General features: G+C 67.1%; 14 protein-coding genes and 1 pseudogene. 14 read left to right on the plus strand and 1 reads right to left on the minus strand.

Going from position 1 to position 17,390, the window contains the following annotated elements:
* The 14 genes and pseudogenes from KAY22_RS13995 to KAY22_RS14060 all read left to right on the plus strand — a co-directional run.
* A pseudogene (locus KAY22_RS13995) lies at positions 1-717 on the plus strand ((2Fe-2S)-binding protein); the annotation flags it as partial.
* Positions 717-2,009 (plus strand): MFS transporter, encoded by a 1,293-nt coding sequence (locus tag KAY22_RS14000; protein ID WP_296624043.1) that lies wholly within the window; start codon positions 717-719, stop codon positions 2,007-2,009. The pseudogene KAY22_RS13995 and the gene KAY22_RS14000, both read left to right, overlap by 1 nt.
* Positions 2,009-3,058 carry an acyl-CoA dehydrogenase family protein gene (locus tag KAY22_RS14005; protein ID WP_296624044.1) on the plus strand — a complete coding sequence of 350 codons (1,050 nt, stop codon included), beginning with the start codon at positions 2,009-2,011 and terminating at the stop codon, positions 3,056-3,058. Before KAY22_RS14000 ends, KAY22_RS14005 begins: the two co-directional genes overlap by 1 nt.
* On the plus strand, positions 3,058-4,239 hold the full coding sequence (locus KAY22_RS14010; protein WP_296624045.1) for an acyl-CoA dehydrogenase family protein: 1,182 nt from the start codon (positions 3,058-3,060) through the stop codon (positions 4,237-4,239). Before KAY22_RS14005 ends, KAY22_RS14010 begins: the two co-directional genes overlap by 1 nt.
* Positions 4,240-4,331: 92 nt before the next feature.
* The gene (locus KAY22_RS14015) at positions 4,332-5,750 is read left to right on the plus strand and encodes an aldehyde dehydrogenase family protein (protein WP_296624046.1); all 1,419 of its coding nucleotides are present in this window, start codon (positions 4,332-4,334) and stop codon (positions 5,748-5,750) included.
* Positions 5,751-5,919: 169 nt separating this feature from the next.
* Entirely contained in the window at positions 5,920-8,235 is a 2,316-nt protein-coding gene (locus KAY22_RS14020) for a TonB-dependent receptor (RefSeq protein ID WP_296624047.1), read from the plus strand.
* Between the two features lie 17 nt (positions 8,236-8,252).
* A complete protein-coding gene (locus KAY22_RS14025; RefSeq protein WP_296624048.1) occupies positions 8,253-9,470 on the plus strand; it encodes an MFS transporter in 1,218 nt (405 codons plus the stop codon).
* A gap of 96 nt (positions 9,471-9,566) precedes the next feature.
* A complete protein-coding gene (locus KAY22_RS14030) occupies positions 9,567-10,760 on the plus strand; it encodes an amidohydrolase family protein (RefSeq protein ID WP_296624049.1) in 1,194 nt (397 codons plus the stop codon).
* A gap of 90 nt (positions 10,761-10,850) precedes the next feature.
* Positions 10,851-11,759 carry a LysR family transcriptional regulator gene (locus KAY22_RS14035; protein ID WP_296624050.1) on the plus strand — a complete coding sequence of 303 codons (909 nt, stop codon included), beginning with the start codon at positions 10,851-10,853 and terminating at the stop codon, positions 11,757-11,759.
* A gap of 142 nt (positions 11,760-11,901) precedes the next feature.
* Positions 11,902-12,906: a Rieske 2Fe-2S domain-containing protein gene (locus KAY22_RS14040; protein ID WP_296624051.1), complete on the plus strand. Its 1,005-nt coding sequence runs from the start codon at positions 11,902-11,904 to the stop codon at positions 12,904-12,906.
* Positions 12,907-12,979: 73 nt separating this feature from the next.
* A complete protein-coding gene (locus tag KAY22_RS14045; RefSeq protein WP_296624052.1) occupies positions 12,980-13,786 on the plus strand; it encodes an acetoacetate decarboxylase family protein in 807 nt (268 codons plus the stop codon).
* Positions 13,786-14,652, plus strand: coding sequence for an SDR family NAD(P)-dependent oxidoreductase (locus KAY22_RS14050; RefSeq protein WP_296624053.1), 867 nt, complete (start codon positions 13,786-13,788; stop codon positions 14,650-14,652). Before KAY22_RS14045 ends, KAY22_RS14050 begins: the two co-directional genes overlap by 1 nt.
* Position 14,653: 1 nt before the next feature.
* Complete coding sequence (locus tag KAY22_RS14055) at positions 14,654-16,003, plus strand: MFS transporter (protein ID WP_296624054.1); 1,350 nt, start codon at positions 14,654-14,656, stop codon at positions 16,001-16,003.
* 14 nt (positions 16,004-16,017) lie between these two features.
* Positions 16,018-17,169 carry a LuxR C-terminal-related transcriptional regulator gene (locus tag KAY22_RS14060; protein ID WP_296624055.1) on the plus strand — a complete coding sequence of 384 codons (1,152 nt, stop codon included), beginning with the start codon at positions 16,018-16,020 and terminating at the stop codon, positions 17,167-17,169.
* A gap of 12 nt (positions 17,170-17,181) precedes the next feature.
* On the opposite strand, the gene KAY22_RS14065 is transcribed toward KAY22_RS14060, so the two are convergent.
* Positions 17,182-17,390 (minus strand): hypothetical protein (locus KAY22_RS14065; protein ID WP_296624056.1); only part of this gene is annotated, 209 nt, incomplete at its 5' end.

Raw genomic sequence — 17,390 nt, forward strand, 5'->3', positions numbered from 1 at the left:
GTCAAGGACATCCCTTATGCACGCGCCATCCCGCCGCAGGTGAAGCGCCCCTGCTCGCACCAGTGGGTGGTCGAGGAAGCCAATGGCTTCATCTGGACCTGGTACCATCCGTTCGGCGAGGCCCCGAAATGGGAGCTCGACCATTATCCCGAGACGAGCAATCCGGATTGGACGCCCTATCAGCGCCACGAATGGCACGTTTATGCGCCGCTCCAGTCGATGGCCGAGAATGGCGTCGACAGCGCCCATTTCCAGTTCGTCCACGGCACCGCCAATTTTCCCGATGCGGAAATCCACTGGGACGGCCACCGCCGTTCGGGGATCGTATCGGCAAAGATGGGGACCCCGGCGGGCGAGGTCGACGGGCGGATCGTCAACGGCCAGAACGGCCCCGGCCAGGCCTATACCCGCTTCGAGGGCATTTCCGAGACGCTGCTCGTCGCGGCAATCACGCCGGTCGATCGCGACTGCGTCCATGCACGCTTCGCCTTCACCCAGCCGCGCAGCCAGGCCGAGGGTCCCGGAGCGGGCCTCGCCCGCGCGCTGATCCGCGACATCTGCAAGCAATTCGACCAGGACAAGGTGATCTGGGACCGCCAGGCCTATCTGCACGACGCGATCATCTGCGACGGCGACGGTCCGATCATCCGCTATCGCCGCTATTACAAGCAATTCTACGCCGAACTGGACGAGCAGCCCGGCCAGAAGCGCGCCTGATGGAAGCGCCGCGCGCGGAGGGGCGGGCGCGGGCGGGCGGCACGGCGTGGTACGCGCTGCTGCTGCTGACCACCGTCTATACGCTCAGCTATGCCGACCGCTATCTGATCGCCAGTCTCGGCGATCCGATCAAGGCCAGCTTCGGCCTGTCGGACGCCTTTCTCGGCCTGTTGATGGGGCCGGCCTTCGCGCTGCTGTTCACGGTCGCGGCGATCCCGATCGCGCGGCTCGCCGACCGCCGCCACCGCGTCACGATCCTCGCGGTCGGCTGCGCCTTCTGGTCGCTCTTCACCTTGCTGTCGGGCTTGGCGCAGGACGGATGGACGCTGGCGCTGATGCGCGTCGGGGTCGGGATAGGCGAAGCCTCCTTCGTGGCGCCCGCCTATTCGCTGCTCGCCGATCGCTTCCCGCCCGAACGGCGCGGATCGGCCTTCGGCATATTGGCGCTCGGCATTTTCCTCGGGCAGCTCGGCGGCTATGCCGGTGGGCCGGCCATCGCACATATGCTGGGCAGCTGGCGCGCGGCCTTCGTGGCCCTCGGTCTGTTCGGGATCGTCATGGCGCTGCTGTTGCGGCTGACCGTCCGCGAACCCGCACGCAGCTTTGCGCCTGCCGCAGCCGTGCGCCTGCCGGTCGTCCTGCGCGCGCTGTGGCGCCAGCCGGCATATGTGCTCGCCAATCTCGGCATGGCCTTCGGCAGCTTCTCCGGATACGCCTTCGGCATGTGGGGGCCGGCGCTGTTCGCCCGCGCCTTCGACATTCCTGCGGCCGAGGCGAGCGCGCGTTTCGGCCTGGCCTTCGGACCCGCCGGCCTCGTCGGCGCGCTGCTGTTCGGAGCGCTGTCGGACCGGCTGGTCAAGCGCGACCATCACTGGCCGCTGCGCCTCGCCGGGCTGTCGCTGTTCGCGGCGACCATCGCGATCCTGTGCGTCAGCTGGTCGCCCAGCATCGAGATCGCGACGCTCGTTGCCATACCGTCAGGCCTGCTCGGCGGGGGCTGGTCGGTCGGCGTCCTGACCGCGCTCCAGAACATGCTGCCGCCGACGATCCGCGCGACTTCCACCGCCTTGTTCACCTTCGTCACCACCTTCATCGCAATGGTCTTCGGCCCCTATGTCGTCGGTGCGCTGAGCGACCTGATCGGCGCAGGCGATGCCGACGGGCTGCGTCTGGCGATGACGCTGTGCATTCTCACCGGGCTGCCGGCGGCAGTTGCCGTCTGGTGTGCCTCCCATGCGATCGACCGCGCGCGGACCGACCTCGCCGACCGCTTTTCCAACGGAAACCGCTGATGCAATTCGCCCTCACCCAGGAACAGGAGATGATCGTCGAAACCACGCGCGGGATCATGGCGGATTTCCGCCAAGGCCTGCGTGCGACGATCGACTCGCCCGATGACTTCGACCGCGCACACTGGCGCACCATCACCGCAGAACTCGGTCTCGGCGCGCTCGCGCTGCCGGCCGAGCAGGGTGGCGCGGGTCTCGGGCTGGTCGAACTGTCGCTGGTCGCGATGGAAATGGGCCGGGCGCTGTTCCCGTCCCCGTTTCTGACCAGCATCGGCGCCGCCCTGCCGCTGCTCCGTCACTGCGGATCGGAGGAGCAGATCGCTCGCCATGCGCCCGACCTCGCCTCCGGCAGCAGCATCGCCGCCGTCGCGAGCGGCGCGCGGCTCCGGATCGAAGACGGCCGGCTCAGCGGAGAGGCGCTGGTCGCCTTCGGTGGTGTCGCCGATCTGCTGATCGTGCTGGCGGACGGACGGGCTCTTCTCGTCCCGGCCAAGGACCTCCGGATAGACCGGCTGGCGAGCATGGACCTCAGCCGGCCTCTCGCGCGGGTGCATTTCGATCGTACCACGGCCGACCTCCTGCCCCGTAGCCAAGGCATCGAACGCGCGCTCGACGAAGCCCGCGTGGCGCTGGCGGCCGAATGCGTCGGCGGCGCGGACGCGGCGCTGACCATGACGGTCGATTACAGCCAGCAGCGCATCCAGTTCGGCCGCCCCATCGGCAGCTTCCAGGCGCTCAAGCACCGCATGGCCGACATGATGATCGCGGTCGAAGCGGCCCGCTCGGCGGTCTATTATGCCGCTGCCGCGCGCGACGAGGACAGCGACGAGGCCGCCAGTGCCGCCGCCATCGCCCACTTCACCGCGATCGAGACCTTCGAGGACATCGCCGCCGGGATGATCCAGATCCATGGCGGCATGGGCTTCACCTGGGAACATGACGCCCATCTGTTCTTCAAGCGCGCGCGCGGATCCGCGACGCTGTTCGGCACGCCGGCCGAAAGCCGCGCGCGGCTCGCCACAATGCTCGGTCTCGACGAGGAGGACCAATAATGCGCCTCGGCTTCACCCCCGAACAGGAGGCCTTCCGCCGGGAGGCCGCCGACTGGCTGGGTACGCAGATGCACGGCCCCTTCGCCATGCTGCGCAACCTGAAGAGCCACAGCGCGATGGCCAACGAGCGCCGCGCCTGGGAAAAGGCGCTGGCCGCCGACGGCTGGAGCGTAATCGGCTGGCCCAAGGCCCATGGCGGGCGCGGCGCGAGCCTGGCCGAACAGGTGATCTTCGCCGAGGAATATGCGCGCGCGGGCGCCCCCGGCCGGATGAGCCATATCGGCATCGAGCTGGCCGGCCCGACCCTGATCCACTTCGGGTCGGATGCGCAGAAGGCCCGCTTCCTGCCGCCGATCGCGCGCGGCGAGGAATATTGGGCGCAGGGCTATTCCGAACCGGGCGCCGGATCGGACCTCGGCAATGTGCGGACGCGCGCATGGCTGGACGGCGACGAATGGGTCGTCGAGGGGCACAAGATCTGGACCAGCCTGGCGCAACATGCCGACTGGATCTTCGTCCTCGCCCGGACCGAAGAAGGGTCGCGCGGGCCGAAGGGCCTGTCCTTCCTGCTGCTGCCGATCCGCCAGCCCGGCATCACGCTGCGCCCGATCCGCCAGATGAATGGCGAAGCCGAATTCAACGAGACCTTCTTCGACGGCGCGCGGACCCACCGCGACAATGTCGTGGGCGGGGTCGGCAATGGCTGGCAGGTGGCGATGGGGCTGCTCGCCTTCGAACGCGGCGTGGGCACGCTCGGCCAGCAGATGAGCTTCGTCGCCGAGTTCGAAGCGGTGGTGCAGGCGGCCAAGACGACTGGGCGCAACCGCGACCCGATCATCCGCGACCGCATCGCCCGTGCCTATGCCGGGCTGAAGATCATGCGCTACACCGCGCTGCGCACCTTGTCCGCAGGCGAAGGCCACAGCCTGTCGCGCGAGGCGATGACGCAGAAGGTCTATTGGGCCAATTGGCACCAGGCGCTGGGCGAACTGGCGATGGACATCCTCGGCGAGGAGGCGCTCGTGTCGGACGAGCCGGGCTATGCCTTCCCGCTGTTGACCAACCTCTATCTGTCGAGCCGCGCCGATACCATCTATGGCGGGACCAACCAGATCCAGCGTAACATCATCGCCGAACGCGGGCTGGGCTTGCCGAGGGAGCCGCGCGGCGACGCCCGTTGAGCGTAACGCCCCCCTTGCCCTATCCAGATGGTGATTGACCGCCGGACCGCGATGGCGTGCCATGGCGGCAAACATCGGAAGGATTTCGGAACATGGTGATGTCGGGCCGTTTCTACCTCGACGGGCAATGGGTCGACGCGCTGTCGGGCCAGTCGATCGACGTCCTCGACCCGCGCACCGAGCGCAGCATCGGCCGGATCGGAGCGGCCGGCGCGGAGGATGTCGACCGCGCCGTGCGCGCCGCACGACGCGCCTTCGACGGCTTCGCCGACCTGTCGCGCAAGGATCGGCGCGACCTGCTCGGCGCGATCGTCGCAATCTACGAACGCCGCCTCGACGAGATTGCCGAAGTCATCAGCGCCGAGATGGGGGCACCGCGCACCCTCGCCCGGGCCGCCCATGCGCCGCTGGGCCTGATCCACTTCCGCACTGCCTATGAGCAGATCGAGCATTTCCGCTTTGAGCGAGAGGAAGGCCGGCTGACGCTCTGCCGCGAGCCGATCGGGGTGTGCGGGCTGATCACGCCCTGGAACTGGCCCGCCAACCAGATCGCAGCGAAGGTGGCGCCGGCGCTCGCGGTCGGCTGCACGATGGTGCTGAAGCCGTCCGAAATCTCTCCCTATTCCGCCGAGATCATCACGCAGATCATCGCAGAGGCCGGTGTGCCGGCGGGGGTGTTCAACCTGCTCCAGGGCGACGGCCCCACCGCCGGTGCGGCGCTGTCGTCGCATCCCGAGGTCGACATGGTGTCCTTCACCGGGTCGACCCGCGGCGGGATCGCGGTCGCACAGGCCGCCGCCCCGACGATCAAGCGCGTCCATCAGGAGCTGGGGGGCAAGTCCGCCAACATAGTCCTGCCCGATGCCGACTTCCCGCTCGCCATCGCGCGCGGGGTTCGCGCGGTGATGAACAACAGCGGCCAGACCTGCAGCGCGCCGACGCGGATGCTGGTGCCCGCCGACCGGATGGAGGAAGCCAAGGCGATCGCCGCCGGGACCGCTGCAGCCATTCCGATCGGCCAGGAAGACCAGCCCGGCGCGATGGGCCCCGTGGTGTCCGAGGCGCAGTGGGCCAAGATCCAGAACCTCATCGGCACCGGTCTTGCCGAGGGTGCGACGCTGGTCGCGGGGGGCGAAGGTCGCCCCGAGGGTTTCGATACCGGCTATTATGTCCGCCCGACGGTCTTCGCCGACGTGCGGCCCGACATGACGATCGCGCGCGAGGAGATTTTCGGCCCCGTGCTGTCGATCCTGCCCTATCGCGACGAGGAGGAAGCGGTCGCGATCGCCAATGACAGCGCCTACGGCCTCGCCGGCTTCATCGACAGCCAGGACCTCGACCACGCCCGCCGCATCGCCCGCCGGCTGCGCGTCGGACAGGTGCGGATCAACCACCCCCCGATGCACCCGCTCGCGCCTTTCGGTGGCTATAAGCAATCCGGCAACGGCCGCGAATGGGGCGCGCAGGCGTTCGAGGAGTTCACCGAGGTGAAGGCCGTCGTCACGCCCTGACCGGCAAGCGGCCTCCGAACAAGCCATGCAAAAATCGGCGCTTTGCCGCGCCCTTCCCAAATGGTGATTGTCGCGCCGCCGCCTTCCGGTCGACACAGGCACAAAGGCGCCCCGCCCCAACGGGGACGCGTGCATCGTCATCGACAATGACATTGGGGGAGGGAGAGATATGAAAAAGCTGCAGGGATACTGCCTGGGCCTGCTGGCCTCGACCATGCTGAGCGGCGCCGCGCAGGCGCAGGCGACCGGATCTAGCGCCGCCGCCTCATCCTTCGACGAGGGCGAGATCATCGTGACTGCGCAGCGCCGCGAAGAGCGGTTGATCGACGTTCCGATCGCGGTCTCGGCCGTCAACGGCGCGGGTCTCGACCGCGCGGGCGTCCAGAACCTCAACAACGCGCAGGCTTTGATCCCGAACATCCAGATCAACCAGACGCCCGGCAACAGCTTCAGCCCGCTGATCTCGATCCGCGGCCTTGCCCCCGCCGCCGACACCAGCCTGGCGCGCGACCAACCGGTCGGCCTCTATCTCGACGGCGTGCCCGTGGCGAAGTCCACCGGCGCCGCCTTCGATACGGTCGACCTCGAGCGGATCGAAGTGCTGCGCGGCCCGCAGGGGACACTGTACGGCAAGAACACGATCGGCGGCGCGGTCAACATGATCACCCGCGCGCCCACCGGCGAATTCGGCGGGCAGGTCTATCTGAGCTATGGCAGCTGGGGCGAGTTCCGGCGCCGCATCTCGCTCGACCTGCCGTCGATCGGCACCTTCAAGATCAAGCTCGGCTATTCGGGCCGCGACACCGGCGGCTATTGGCACAATGCCGCGACCAAGAAGGATTTCGGCGAGCAGAGCCTGAACGCCGGGCGCATCGACATATTGTGGGAGCCGAGCGACAATTTCTCGGCGCGCTACGCTTATGACATCAGCGATGCGGTCGGCACGCCCGCGCTGCTCGCGATCAGCGCGCCGGGCAGCCTGCCGGCGACCAGCCCGTTCATCGCAGGGCGCATCTCCCAGGATCGGCCCGGTCGGAACGACGTGTCGGCCGACGGCGCCCGCCAGAGCGACTTCCGTACGACCGGCCATGCACTGACCCTGGAATATGACATGGGCGACACCCCGCTCGGCGCGGTGACGCTGAAATCGATCACCGCGCGGCGCACGCTGCAAACGCGCAGCCGCTCCGACTTCGACGGGACACCGACCGATCTGGTCCGTTTCATCCTGAACAACGACTATCACGCGTTCAGCCAGGAATTTCAGGTCATCGGTACCGGGCAGGAAGTCCGCTACACGCTCGGCGCCTTCTATCTGAAGGACCGTTATTATGCGTTCAATCCGCGCTGGAATTTCCAGTTCGGCGGCGACCGGTTCGACCTGTCCGACCGGCGCGGCGGCAGCCGTTCGATCGCGGGCTATGGCCAGCTGACGTGGAGCCCGGGCTTCGCCGAGGACAAGCTCGATCTCTCGGTCGGTCTGCGCTGGACGCAGGATCGCAAGCAGGCGGAAGAGCTGTTCCTGGCGAACACCGCTTATGCCGCAAACCCGGCGGCGGCAGGCTCGGGCGTGTTCCAGCGCGCGGCGAACGGCACGCCGATCACCCGCAGCGGCCAGCCGGCGGCGGGCGCCCGGCCCGGTGCCGGGGGTCTGGGCCCCTATGATCTGATCCCGCTCGAACGCTCGGACAAATGGTCGCAGTTCAATCCCGAGTTCAATATCGTCTACAAGCTGCGCTCGGACTGGACCGTCTATGGCCGCGTCGCCACCGGTTTCAAGTCGGGCGGTATCAACGACACGGCGTCGACCAACGCGGCGTTCAACTCGCCCTATGATCCCGAGAAACTGTTGTCGTTCGAAGGCGGCACGAAATTCTCGGGCTTCGATCGGCGCCTGAACCTCAACCTTGCCGTCTATCATTCGATCTACAAGAATTTCCAGGCAGGCGTGTTCGTGCCCGAGCTGGTGACCACCAACATCATCAACGCCGGCAAGGCGAAATTCACAGGCGTAGAGGTCGAGGGCAACATCCGCCCGTTCGACGGCCTCGTGCTCAATTTTGGCGGCGGCTATCTCGACGCCCGCTACACCGATTTCGTCCTGCCGAGCGGGGTCGACGTGACCGACAGCTACAAGATCCCGCTCGCGCCGAAGTGGAATTATCTGGTCGGCGGCACCTACACCATCCCTCTCGGCGGCGGCCCGAACCTCGAGTTCACCGGCAACTGGTCGTGGCGGAGCATGCAGTGGGCGACGATCGCGCCGAACCAGCTGGCAACGCGCAAGGCCTATGGCACGCTCGACGGGCGGATCGCGATCACCGACATCGACCTCGGCAATGGCAGCAATCTCGAAGTCGCTGTCTGGGGCCGCAACATCACCGACACCAAATATTGGAACAGCGGCATCGATCTCGGCGTCTTCGCGGTTCGCCAATGGGCGGATCCGCGCAGCCTGGGCGTCGAGGCGCGCGTCCGCTTCTGACCGGAAGGCGCGACATCGTGCAGGAACGCAGGCTGTCGCGCCTCGCCTTTTCGACGCTGTTCGCGGTGACGCTCGCCACCGCGCTCGGCAATCTCGGCCTCGTCACCGTCCTTCCAGCAATCGGCCGGGCGTTGCGCATCCCCGACGCTCTGGTCGCCTGCATCTTTTCCCTGTCGGCGCTCGCCTGGGCGGTCACGTCGCCGCTCTGGGCGCGCGTCTCCGACCGGCGCGGCCGCAAGCCGATGATGCTGGTCGGACTATGCGGCTTCATCGCCTCGATGGCGGGATGCGGGCTGGTCGTTCTCGCGGGCCTCCACGGCCTCGCCAGTGCGCTGCCGCTCTTCCTCGCCTTCACCGTCGTCCGCTGCAGCTATGGCCTGTTCGGATCGGCTGCCGGCACCGCGGCGCAGGCCTATGTCGCCGACCACAGCCAGGGCCATGCCCGCGTCCGCGCGCTGTCGGCGCTCGCCGGGGCGCTGAGCCTCGGCACCATCGTCGGGCCGACAATCGCACCCTTTCTGGTCCTGCCGCCCTTTGGCCTGGCCGGGCCGATGTTCGGCTTCGCGCTGATGGGGGTCGTCCTGCTGGTCCTCGTCGCGGTCGCGCTGCGTGCCGATCGCCCGATCCTCGCTGCCGGTGCGCCCGCCATTGCGCAAAGCGGCCTGTGGCGAGACCCGCTGCTGCGGACGCTTCTGCTGCAGGGGCTGGTCGTCGCATCGGCGCAGGCGATCAACACCTACACGCTCGGCTTCGCCATCATCGACGCCAGCCGCCTGCCCGCGATCGAGGCACAGAAGCTGATCGGCATCGCTTTGTCGATCGGCGCGGCCAGCAGCCTCGTGGCCCAACTGGGCGTCGTCAACGTCCTGAAGCCGAGCCCGATCACGATGCTGCGTTGGGGCGCGGCAATGGTCGTGATCGGCAATGTCGTAGCGCTCGGCGGTGGCGGTCATGGCGCGCTGTTCGCCGGCTATGCGCTCGCCAGCTTCGGCTATGGCCTCGCGCGCCCAGGCTTCAGCTCGCTGCTGTCGCTGGCGCTGGGCGCCGAACGGCAGGGTGCGGCGGCGGGCGCGGTCAGCATGATCGCCGGTGCGTCGATCACCTTGCCGCCGATCATCGCCGTCGCCTGCTACCAGCTCTGGTGGGGAGCGCCCTTCTTCCTCGCCGCATCGAGCTGCGCGATCGTCCTCCTGTCCGCCCTTCGAACCGCCCCGCTGTTTCCTGTGAGCGACTGATCGTTCACCGCCGTCGCCTTTTTCCCGCGCCGGGGGACAGGCAAACTGGACGCAATCCACGGCGCCACATTGCCGACTATGTATCTGGAGAGTGAAATGGACCGCTATCTCGTCATCTCGTCCGACGGACATGTCGGCCTCCCGCCCGAGCAATATCGGACCTATCTCGAATCGCGCTACCATGCCGAGTTCGACGAAGCTCTGGCGAAGGAGATCAAGGCGCGCGAGGAACGCGAGAAGCTGTTCCTGATCGACGACTTCAACACCAAATGGCGCGCCAAGGTCGGCGACGGCCTCGAAGGCGCATGGGACGGCACGATCCGCAACCGCGTGCTCGATGCCGACGGCGTCGCTGCCGAAGTGCTCTTTCCCGACGGGATCACGGAACGCAACGCCCCGCCCTTTGGCGCCGATGTCGGACTGAATCCCGCCGCGTCTACACCAGAGCTGCAATGGGCCGGCGCGCGCGCCCACAATCGCTGGCTCGCCGAGTTCTGCGCGGAGGACCCGCATCGCCGCCTCGGCCTCGCCGTCATTCCAGCGGTGTTCGACCTCGACGAGACGATCAAGGAAATCCACTGGGCCAAGAAGAACGGCATGAAGGGCGTCTTCTTCCCTGCGGTCACCGATAAGTATGACATGTACAACCACACCAAATATTATCCGGTGTGGGAACTGCTGCAGGACTATAAGCTGCCGCTGCATTTCCATTCGGGTGCGACGCCGGGCTACGACATGACCCAGCCGGGCTGGATCGGCACCTATCTGTGCGAATTCGCCTTCTGGATGACGCGTCCGCTCTGGTCGATGACCTTCGGCGGCGTGTTCGAGGAATATCCCGAGCTGAAGGTGATGTTCACCGAAGCCGGCGGCGAATTCTGGTTCCCCTGGATGATCGAGCTCATGGATATAAGGGCCTCGGTCAAGCACACCTCGGGCAAGCTCGGCGACTACAACGCCAATATGAGCATGAAGCCGAGCGACTATTTCAAGCGCAACATCTATGTCGGCTGCTCGGCGCTCCCGGACGAGGAGACGACCGAGTCCTATTACAAGATCGGCATCGACCGCATCCTGTGGGGCACCGACTATCCGCATCCGGAAGGCACCTGGCCGAGCACGCTCGAGAAGATGATCCTGAGCCTCGGCGGCCTGCCCGAAAGCGACATCCAGCAGATGCTGGGGGGCAATGCGCTTCAAGCCTATGACGTCGATGCCGACGCCCTGTGGGACATCGCCTCGCGGATCGGGCCGCGCAAGGAGAGCTTCATCCGTCAGGCGGCGGAGTAGACCGTTCGCATTCCGCCGCGAGCGACCGGCCATCTTCCCTCGGACGCTGCCATCGGCCACAAGGCTTCGGGCAGCCGGGGGAGGATGGCCATGTCGGCTTGGCGCGGTGTCGATGAGTTTCTGGCGGTCGTCGCGACCGGCAGCTTCACTGCGGCCGCCGATCAGCTGGGCGTCTCCAAGTCCTTCATCAGCAAGATCGTCGGCGAGCTCGAGGCGCGCGTCGGCACGCAACTGATCGTCCGGACGACGCGGCGCCTGTCGCTGACCGCAGCAGGCGAGATCTTCTACGAGCGCTGCCAGGCGATGCGCGAGGACATCGCCGACCTCGAACGCAGCATGGCACAGTTCCAGTCGCACCCTGTCGGGCGCCTCCGCGTCGGTCTCAGCGACATCTTCGGGTCCGACTTCATGTCGGCGCTGCTGGCGGAGTTCAGCGCGCACCATCCCGAGATCGCGATCGAGGTCATCGCCTATCTGCGCGAGAGCGAGCTGGTGGCGGAGAGCTTCGACGTGATGGTCCGCTATGGCCGGCTGGAGAACAGCTCCCTGCGCGCGCGCCTGTTCGGCTACCTCTCCTACTGCCTGTGCGCCTCGCCCGATTATGTCGCCGAACATGGCTGGCCGACCTCGCCGGAGGATCTGGCGCGCCATAATTGCCTGGCCGATCTGAGCGGGCAGTTCCATTTCAACGGCGGCGTCCAGACCCGCGTCTCGGGCAAATGGACCAGCAACAGCGGGATCGCGCTGCGCTGGGCCGCGCGGCGCGGGCTCGGCCTCGCGCATTTGCCGATCAGCGTGATCCGCACCGATCTTGTCGACGGCAGCATCGTCGCCATGGCCGACGACTGGACCTTCCACGACAAGGAGGTGCGCGTGGTCTTCTCGCCGGGTATCCTGCCCGCCGCCACCCGCGCCTTCATCGACTTCCTGACCAGCCGGATCAGCCGCACCCTCATCCGCCCGTGGATGACCGACATACTGCGGCCCGGCGGCGCCTAGCTTTTCCGTTGATGAGACGGGCGATTATTCTTCCAGCGGAAACAGTCCGTCGCCGCCTATGCACTTTCCCTGTCCGCAAAGCCGGCTAGGATCACCGCCATAAGGATGCGGGCCACAAGGCCCCGGAGGAGGTGAGGAGCATATGCCCAAGGTCAACCGATTCCCGATGGGCATCCCGTTCGGATGGTATTTCGTCGCTTACACCGACGAACTCGCAGTCGGCGACGTACGGCCGCTCCACTATTTCGGCCGGGACCTGGTGCTTTTCCGCAACGAGGAGGGCGTCGCAGGCTTGCTCGACGCTTACTGCCCGCATCTCGGCGCGCATCTCGGCCATGGCGGCGTCGTCCAGGGCGACAGCTTGCGCTGTCCGTTCCACGCCTGGGCGTTCCGACCCAATGGTTTCTGCTCGAGCATACCCTATGCCCGCGCCATGCCGCCGATCGCCAAGCGCAGCCCGATCGCCCGCCCCTATCCCGTAACCGAAGCCAATGGCGTCGTCTGGGCCTGGTATCATCCGGCCGGTGTCGAGCCGATGTTCGACGTCATGATCGTCCCCGAATTCACCGAGCCCGGCTGGGCGCCCCAGACCCGTCGCGAATGGCGCTTCGCCAGCAATCCGCAGGAGATCGCCGAGAACGGCGTCGACGTCGCCCATTTCGAGTTCGTCCACGGCATGGCGCACGTGCCGGAGGGCAAGACGAGCTATGATGGCCATGTCCGCCGCTCCGAGGCCCATGGCGAGCGCGAAGTGGCCTATCCCGACGGCAGCAGGAAGCTGGTCAAGTCCGGCGTCAGCACCGTGCAGAACGGCGCCGGGCAGAAGACCACCCATCTGATGGCGCTCAACACGCTCGCGCTGCAGGTGCTGGCGACCCCGGTCGAGGCCGACGAGGTCGAGCTGCGCTTCTGCTTCACCCATGATCCGGTCGCACCCGGCTCATTCGAGGAGCAGATGATCAAGGCGCAGATCGCGGGCACCTGCGGGCAGACCGGGGTCGAAGGCGACATCCCGATCTGGGCGCACAAGATCCACCGCGTCCAGCCGCTCTTGTGCGACGGGGACGGCCCGATCCTCCGCTTCCGCCGCTATTTCGAACAATTTTACGCCGAGCCGACCGAGCCGCAGAGCATAGCGGCCGAATAGTCCGGCGCGGACATCATCACGACATTGCCAGGCCTGCCGGACCCCGTTCGGCGGGGGAGAGAGGAGCATGCCCATGTCTAAGCTGCGCTATCGCAAGGGAGCGGTCACCACGCGTGCCGCCGGCGGACTCAACAACACCGTGCGGTCGATCCGCGCCACCTACGAGACCGACCCCGCCGTCTATGCGGCGATGCTGCCTCGCCCGCTCGAGGCGATCGAGCGGCCCGAGATCTTCGTCCAGCTCGCCCATGTCGCGATGCACGTCACCCCCGAGCGCACGATCGAGATCGGCGCGCTGACGATGGGCGTCAATTGCACCTATGAGGGCCAGGCGGGCGCCTATTGCTTCCACATGGCGATGGAGGGCGAGTCGGTCGTCACCAGCGGGCGCGAGCGCTTCGGCGAGCCCAAGAAGATCGCGACGACGAGCTTCGAGAAAAATGGCGACCATGTCCGCGCAACCTGCGCCCGGCACGGCATCACCTATTTCACCATCGAGGGCACGATCGGCCAGGCCAATGACCGTCCGCGCAGCTTCGAGGAGTATCTCTATTGCTACAAGGCGCTGCAGGGGATCGAGGATCCGTCGACCTTCGACGGCGACGTCTTCCTGACCCGGCTGAACTGGAAGCGCAATTATAGCGACCGCCGCGATTTCGACGGACAGATCACCCTCGTCGAATCCGCTTATGACCCGCTCGTCGACATCCCCGTCCGCCGGATCACGAGCCTCGAATATGTCGAGGGATCGACCGTTACCGGCGGGCAGATCCTGCGCACGGTTCCCGGCGAATGGATCGCGGACCACTGGGTCGGACGCTTCGACGACCCGGCCAATGTCGGCATCGAACTGGCGCGCGCCGAGGAGCTTGCCGCCTGATGCAGGACTTCAAGGGCAAGATCGCCGTGATCACCGGCGGCGCCAGCGGCGTCGGCCGGGCGATCGGCGCACAGCTGGCGGCCGAGGGCGCGATCGTCGTCCTCGCCGACATCGATCAGGCGAAGCTCGACGCGACCGCAACCGAGATCGCGGTTGAGGGTGCGACCGTCATCGGCCTCACCGTCGACGTCACCAAGGAAGCGTCGGTCGAGGCGCTGGCGCAGCAGGTCTATGACCGGTTCGGCGCGGTGCACCTGCTGTTCAACAATGCCGGCGTCGGCCTGGGCGAAGCGCGCAAGGCGATCTGGACGCTGCCGGTCAATGACTGGCGCTGGGGCATCGACGTCAATGTCATGGGCGTCGTCCACGGCATCAAGGCTTTCGTCCCGCGCATGATCGCGAGTGGCGAGGACGGGGTCGTCATCAACACCTCGTCGACCAACGGCGGGCTGCGCTCGCTGCCGAACACGCCGATCTATGCCGCGACCAAGGCGGCGGTGACGAGCATCTCCGAAGTCCTCTACCAGCAGCTGTTGAAGGATGGCGGGCGGGTGAAGGCGGCGGTGCTCTTTCCGGGTCCCCACACCGTCAACACGTCGATCATGGCGTCGCGCCTCGTCCGTCCGGCGGACTATGCCGGCACCGAGCCCGAAGAGCCGGTCGCCTATCGCACCATGCAGGAGCTGGTGAAGACGACGGGCCTCAACCTGCAGCTGACCGAACCCGAAGAGGTCGCGAGCTTCGCGATCGAAGGCGTGCGCGCCGGCCGCTTCTGGCTTCTGCCGGAGAGTGAGCAGGGCGACGCGATGATCCGGCAGCGGACCGAGGGGCTGCTCGCCCGCACCGACCCGGTCTCGGCCTGGTAAGATGCACGCGACCAGCACCGCCGCGCAGACCGATATCCTGCGTTCGCCCGGCCCCGGCCTCTACCGATGGTATGTCGTGGCGGTGTTGTTCATCGCCTACAGCTTCAGCGCGATCGACGCCCGCGTTCTGACGCTGCTCGTCGTGCCGCTCAAGCGCGACATGGGGCTGAGCGATTTCGAGATCAGCCTGCTCCAGGGCTTCGCCTTCGCGCTGCTCTACAGCGTCGCCTCGCTGCCGATCGGCCGCTATGTCGACCGGACGCACCGGCGCGGCGTGCTGATGACGATCGGCGTCCTGTTCTGGTCGATGATGACGATGCTGTGCGGCCTCGCCAGCAGCTTCGCCATGTTGTTCGCCACCCGCGTCGGCGTCGGTGTCGGCGAAGCGACGCTCAGCCCGTCGGCATATTCGGTGATCAGCGACTATTTCGAGAAGGAGCGTCGCCCGCTCGCGATCAGCCTCTACGCGATCGGCTATCCGATCGGCGGAGGGTTGGCGCTGATCATCGGCGGTGCGCTGCTCGCACATTTCGCCACGAGCGCTCCGACCGGAATCGGCTTCTTCGACGCGCTCGCACCTTGGCAGAAGGTGTTCGTGATGGTCGGCTTGCCCGGCGTGATCGTCGCCGCCCTCGTCGCCACGATCCGCGAACCCGCACGCCGCGAGACGGCGGGCTTCGGATCGGACAAGGGCGTGCCGCTGCGCGAGGCGATGGCCTATGTCGTCGAACGCTGGCGGCTCTACGGCATGCTGATCGGCGTCACCGCGCTCAGCGGGCTGCTCGCGATCGGGGTCAGCCTCTGGTATCCCACCTTCCTGATCCGCACCTATGGCCTCACGACCGCGCAGGTCGGCCTTTACTACGGCACGCTGATGCTGGTCTGCGGCACCGTCGGCACGATCGCCGGTGGCTGGCTCGCCGGGCGCTGGATGCGGCGCGGGCGCAAGGACGCCAATCTGCGCATCGTCCTGATCGCGACGATCCTGAAAGCTGTGCCGCTGATCCTCGGCCCCCTGATGCCGACCGCCACGCTCGCGCTGGCGTTCATGGCGGTAGGAACGCTGGTCGGCCAGGCCTCGCAGGGCGTGCTGCTGACCGCGATCCAGGACGTGACGCCCAACAGGCTGCGTGGACAGGTCACCGCGCTGACGCTGCTCAATGTCAACCTGATCGGGCTCGGCCTCGGCTCCAGCGTGATCGCCGCGATCACCGACTTCGGCTTCGGCGACGAAGGTGCGCTACGCTATGCGATCGTGATCACCGGGCTGTTCGTCCTGCCCTTGATGACGCTGATGCTCGCGGTCGGGATGCGCGGCTATCGCCGTGCGCTCGACGCCATCGCGGCCTGATGGTTCGCTGATCGATGCCCGTCAGCCGCCCCCTGTCGGATACGGACGAGTTGATCTCGCTGATCTACAGCGGGCCACTCGAATCGCCGCCCTGGGGGAGCTTTCTCGACGAACTCGGAGCGCGAATGGGCGCGCGCAGCGCGGCGATCGTCCTCCGCCTCAGCCGGCGCGGATCGCCGCCGCTGGTGATCTGGGGCCGGCGTCCCGACATCGGCGAGGCCGAGGCACGGCGCATCCACGGCACCCACGCCGAACTCGGCCATCTCGACCCGCTGCGCAATGCCCTCGACCGCCCGGGCGCGATCCACACGCTCGACGAGGTGGTCGACCGCGAGACACTCCATGCCAACCGCTTCTACCGCGAAGTGCTGCAGCCCTACGGGGTCGAGCACCAGCTGGGCATGTATATTTCCGAGCCCGGCGGCTGGGAGGGCAATATCGGGCTGATCAACGGCCCCGAAGCGCCCAATTTCGGACCGGCCGACAAGGCGATGCTGACAGCGCTGCGCCCGCATATCGAACGGTCTCTGGCGATCTTCGCGCGGATCAGCCGCGAGGAAACCGAGTTGCAGGCGCTGATCGACACACTCGACCGGCTGACCATCTGCACGTTGATCCTGAGCGGCCAGGGCAAGATCCTGCGCGCCAACAGCGCTGCCAAACGGATGCTCGCCGCGCGATCGGTGGCGCATGTCGCCGGTGACCGGCCCTATCTGACCGACCAGGCCGCCAATGCCCAGCTACAGGCGCTGATCGCCGACGCGCTGGAAGCAGCGCGGGCCAATGCCGAGGAACCCTTCGTCCAGGCGTTGCGCGTCGACAGCCGCTGCGACCGGCACATCGGCGTGCTGGTCAAGTCGATCCGCCCGACCGGTGCCTTCAGCAACGAGTCCTCGCCGGCGGTCGTCGTCTATTTCGCCGGCAGCGACGACGAGGCGCAGCCGATCGAGCGCCTCGTGACGCAGTTGTTCGACCTGACCCCGTCCGAGGCGCATCTCGCGACGCTGCTGGCGACCGGCTCCTGCCTCACCGAGGCGGCCGAGAAGCTGAAGCTGACCGAGAACACCGTCCGCACCTATTGCAAGACGATCCTCAACAAGGTCGGGGTGCGCCGCCAGACCGAACTGGTGCGCCTGATCCTGCGCAGCGTCGCCGTCCTCGGCTGAACGTCGACTCCGTCAGCTGACCAGCGCGAGATCGTCGCTTGAGGCCGACAGACGCACCTTGGTCCCGAGCAGGTCGAGCAATATCCAGACCCGCCGCTCGGCGCTGACCTTCTCGATCGACCCGATCATTTCTACGAAGGGCGCCGACGCCATCCGCACCCGATCGCCTTCGCGCAGCATCTGCGGCGGCGCCATCCGCCCGCCGGCGTCGTAGCGCTCGG

It is taken from the genome of Rhizorhabdus sp., assembly GCF_018006725.1.
GTDB lineage: Bacteria > Pseudomonadota > Alphaproteobacteria > Sphingomonadales > Sphingomonadaceae > Rhizorhabdus.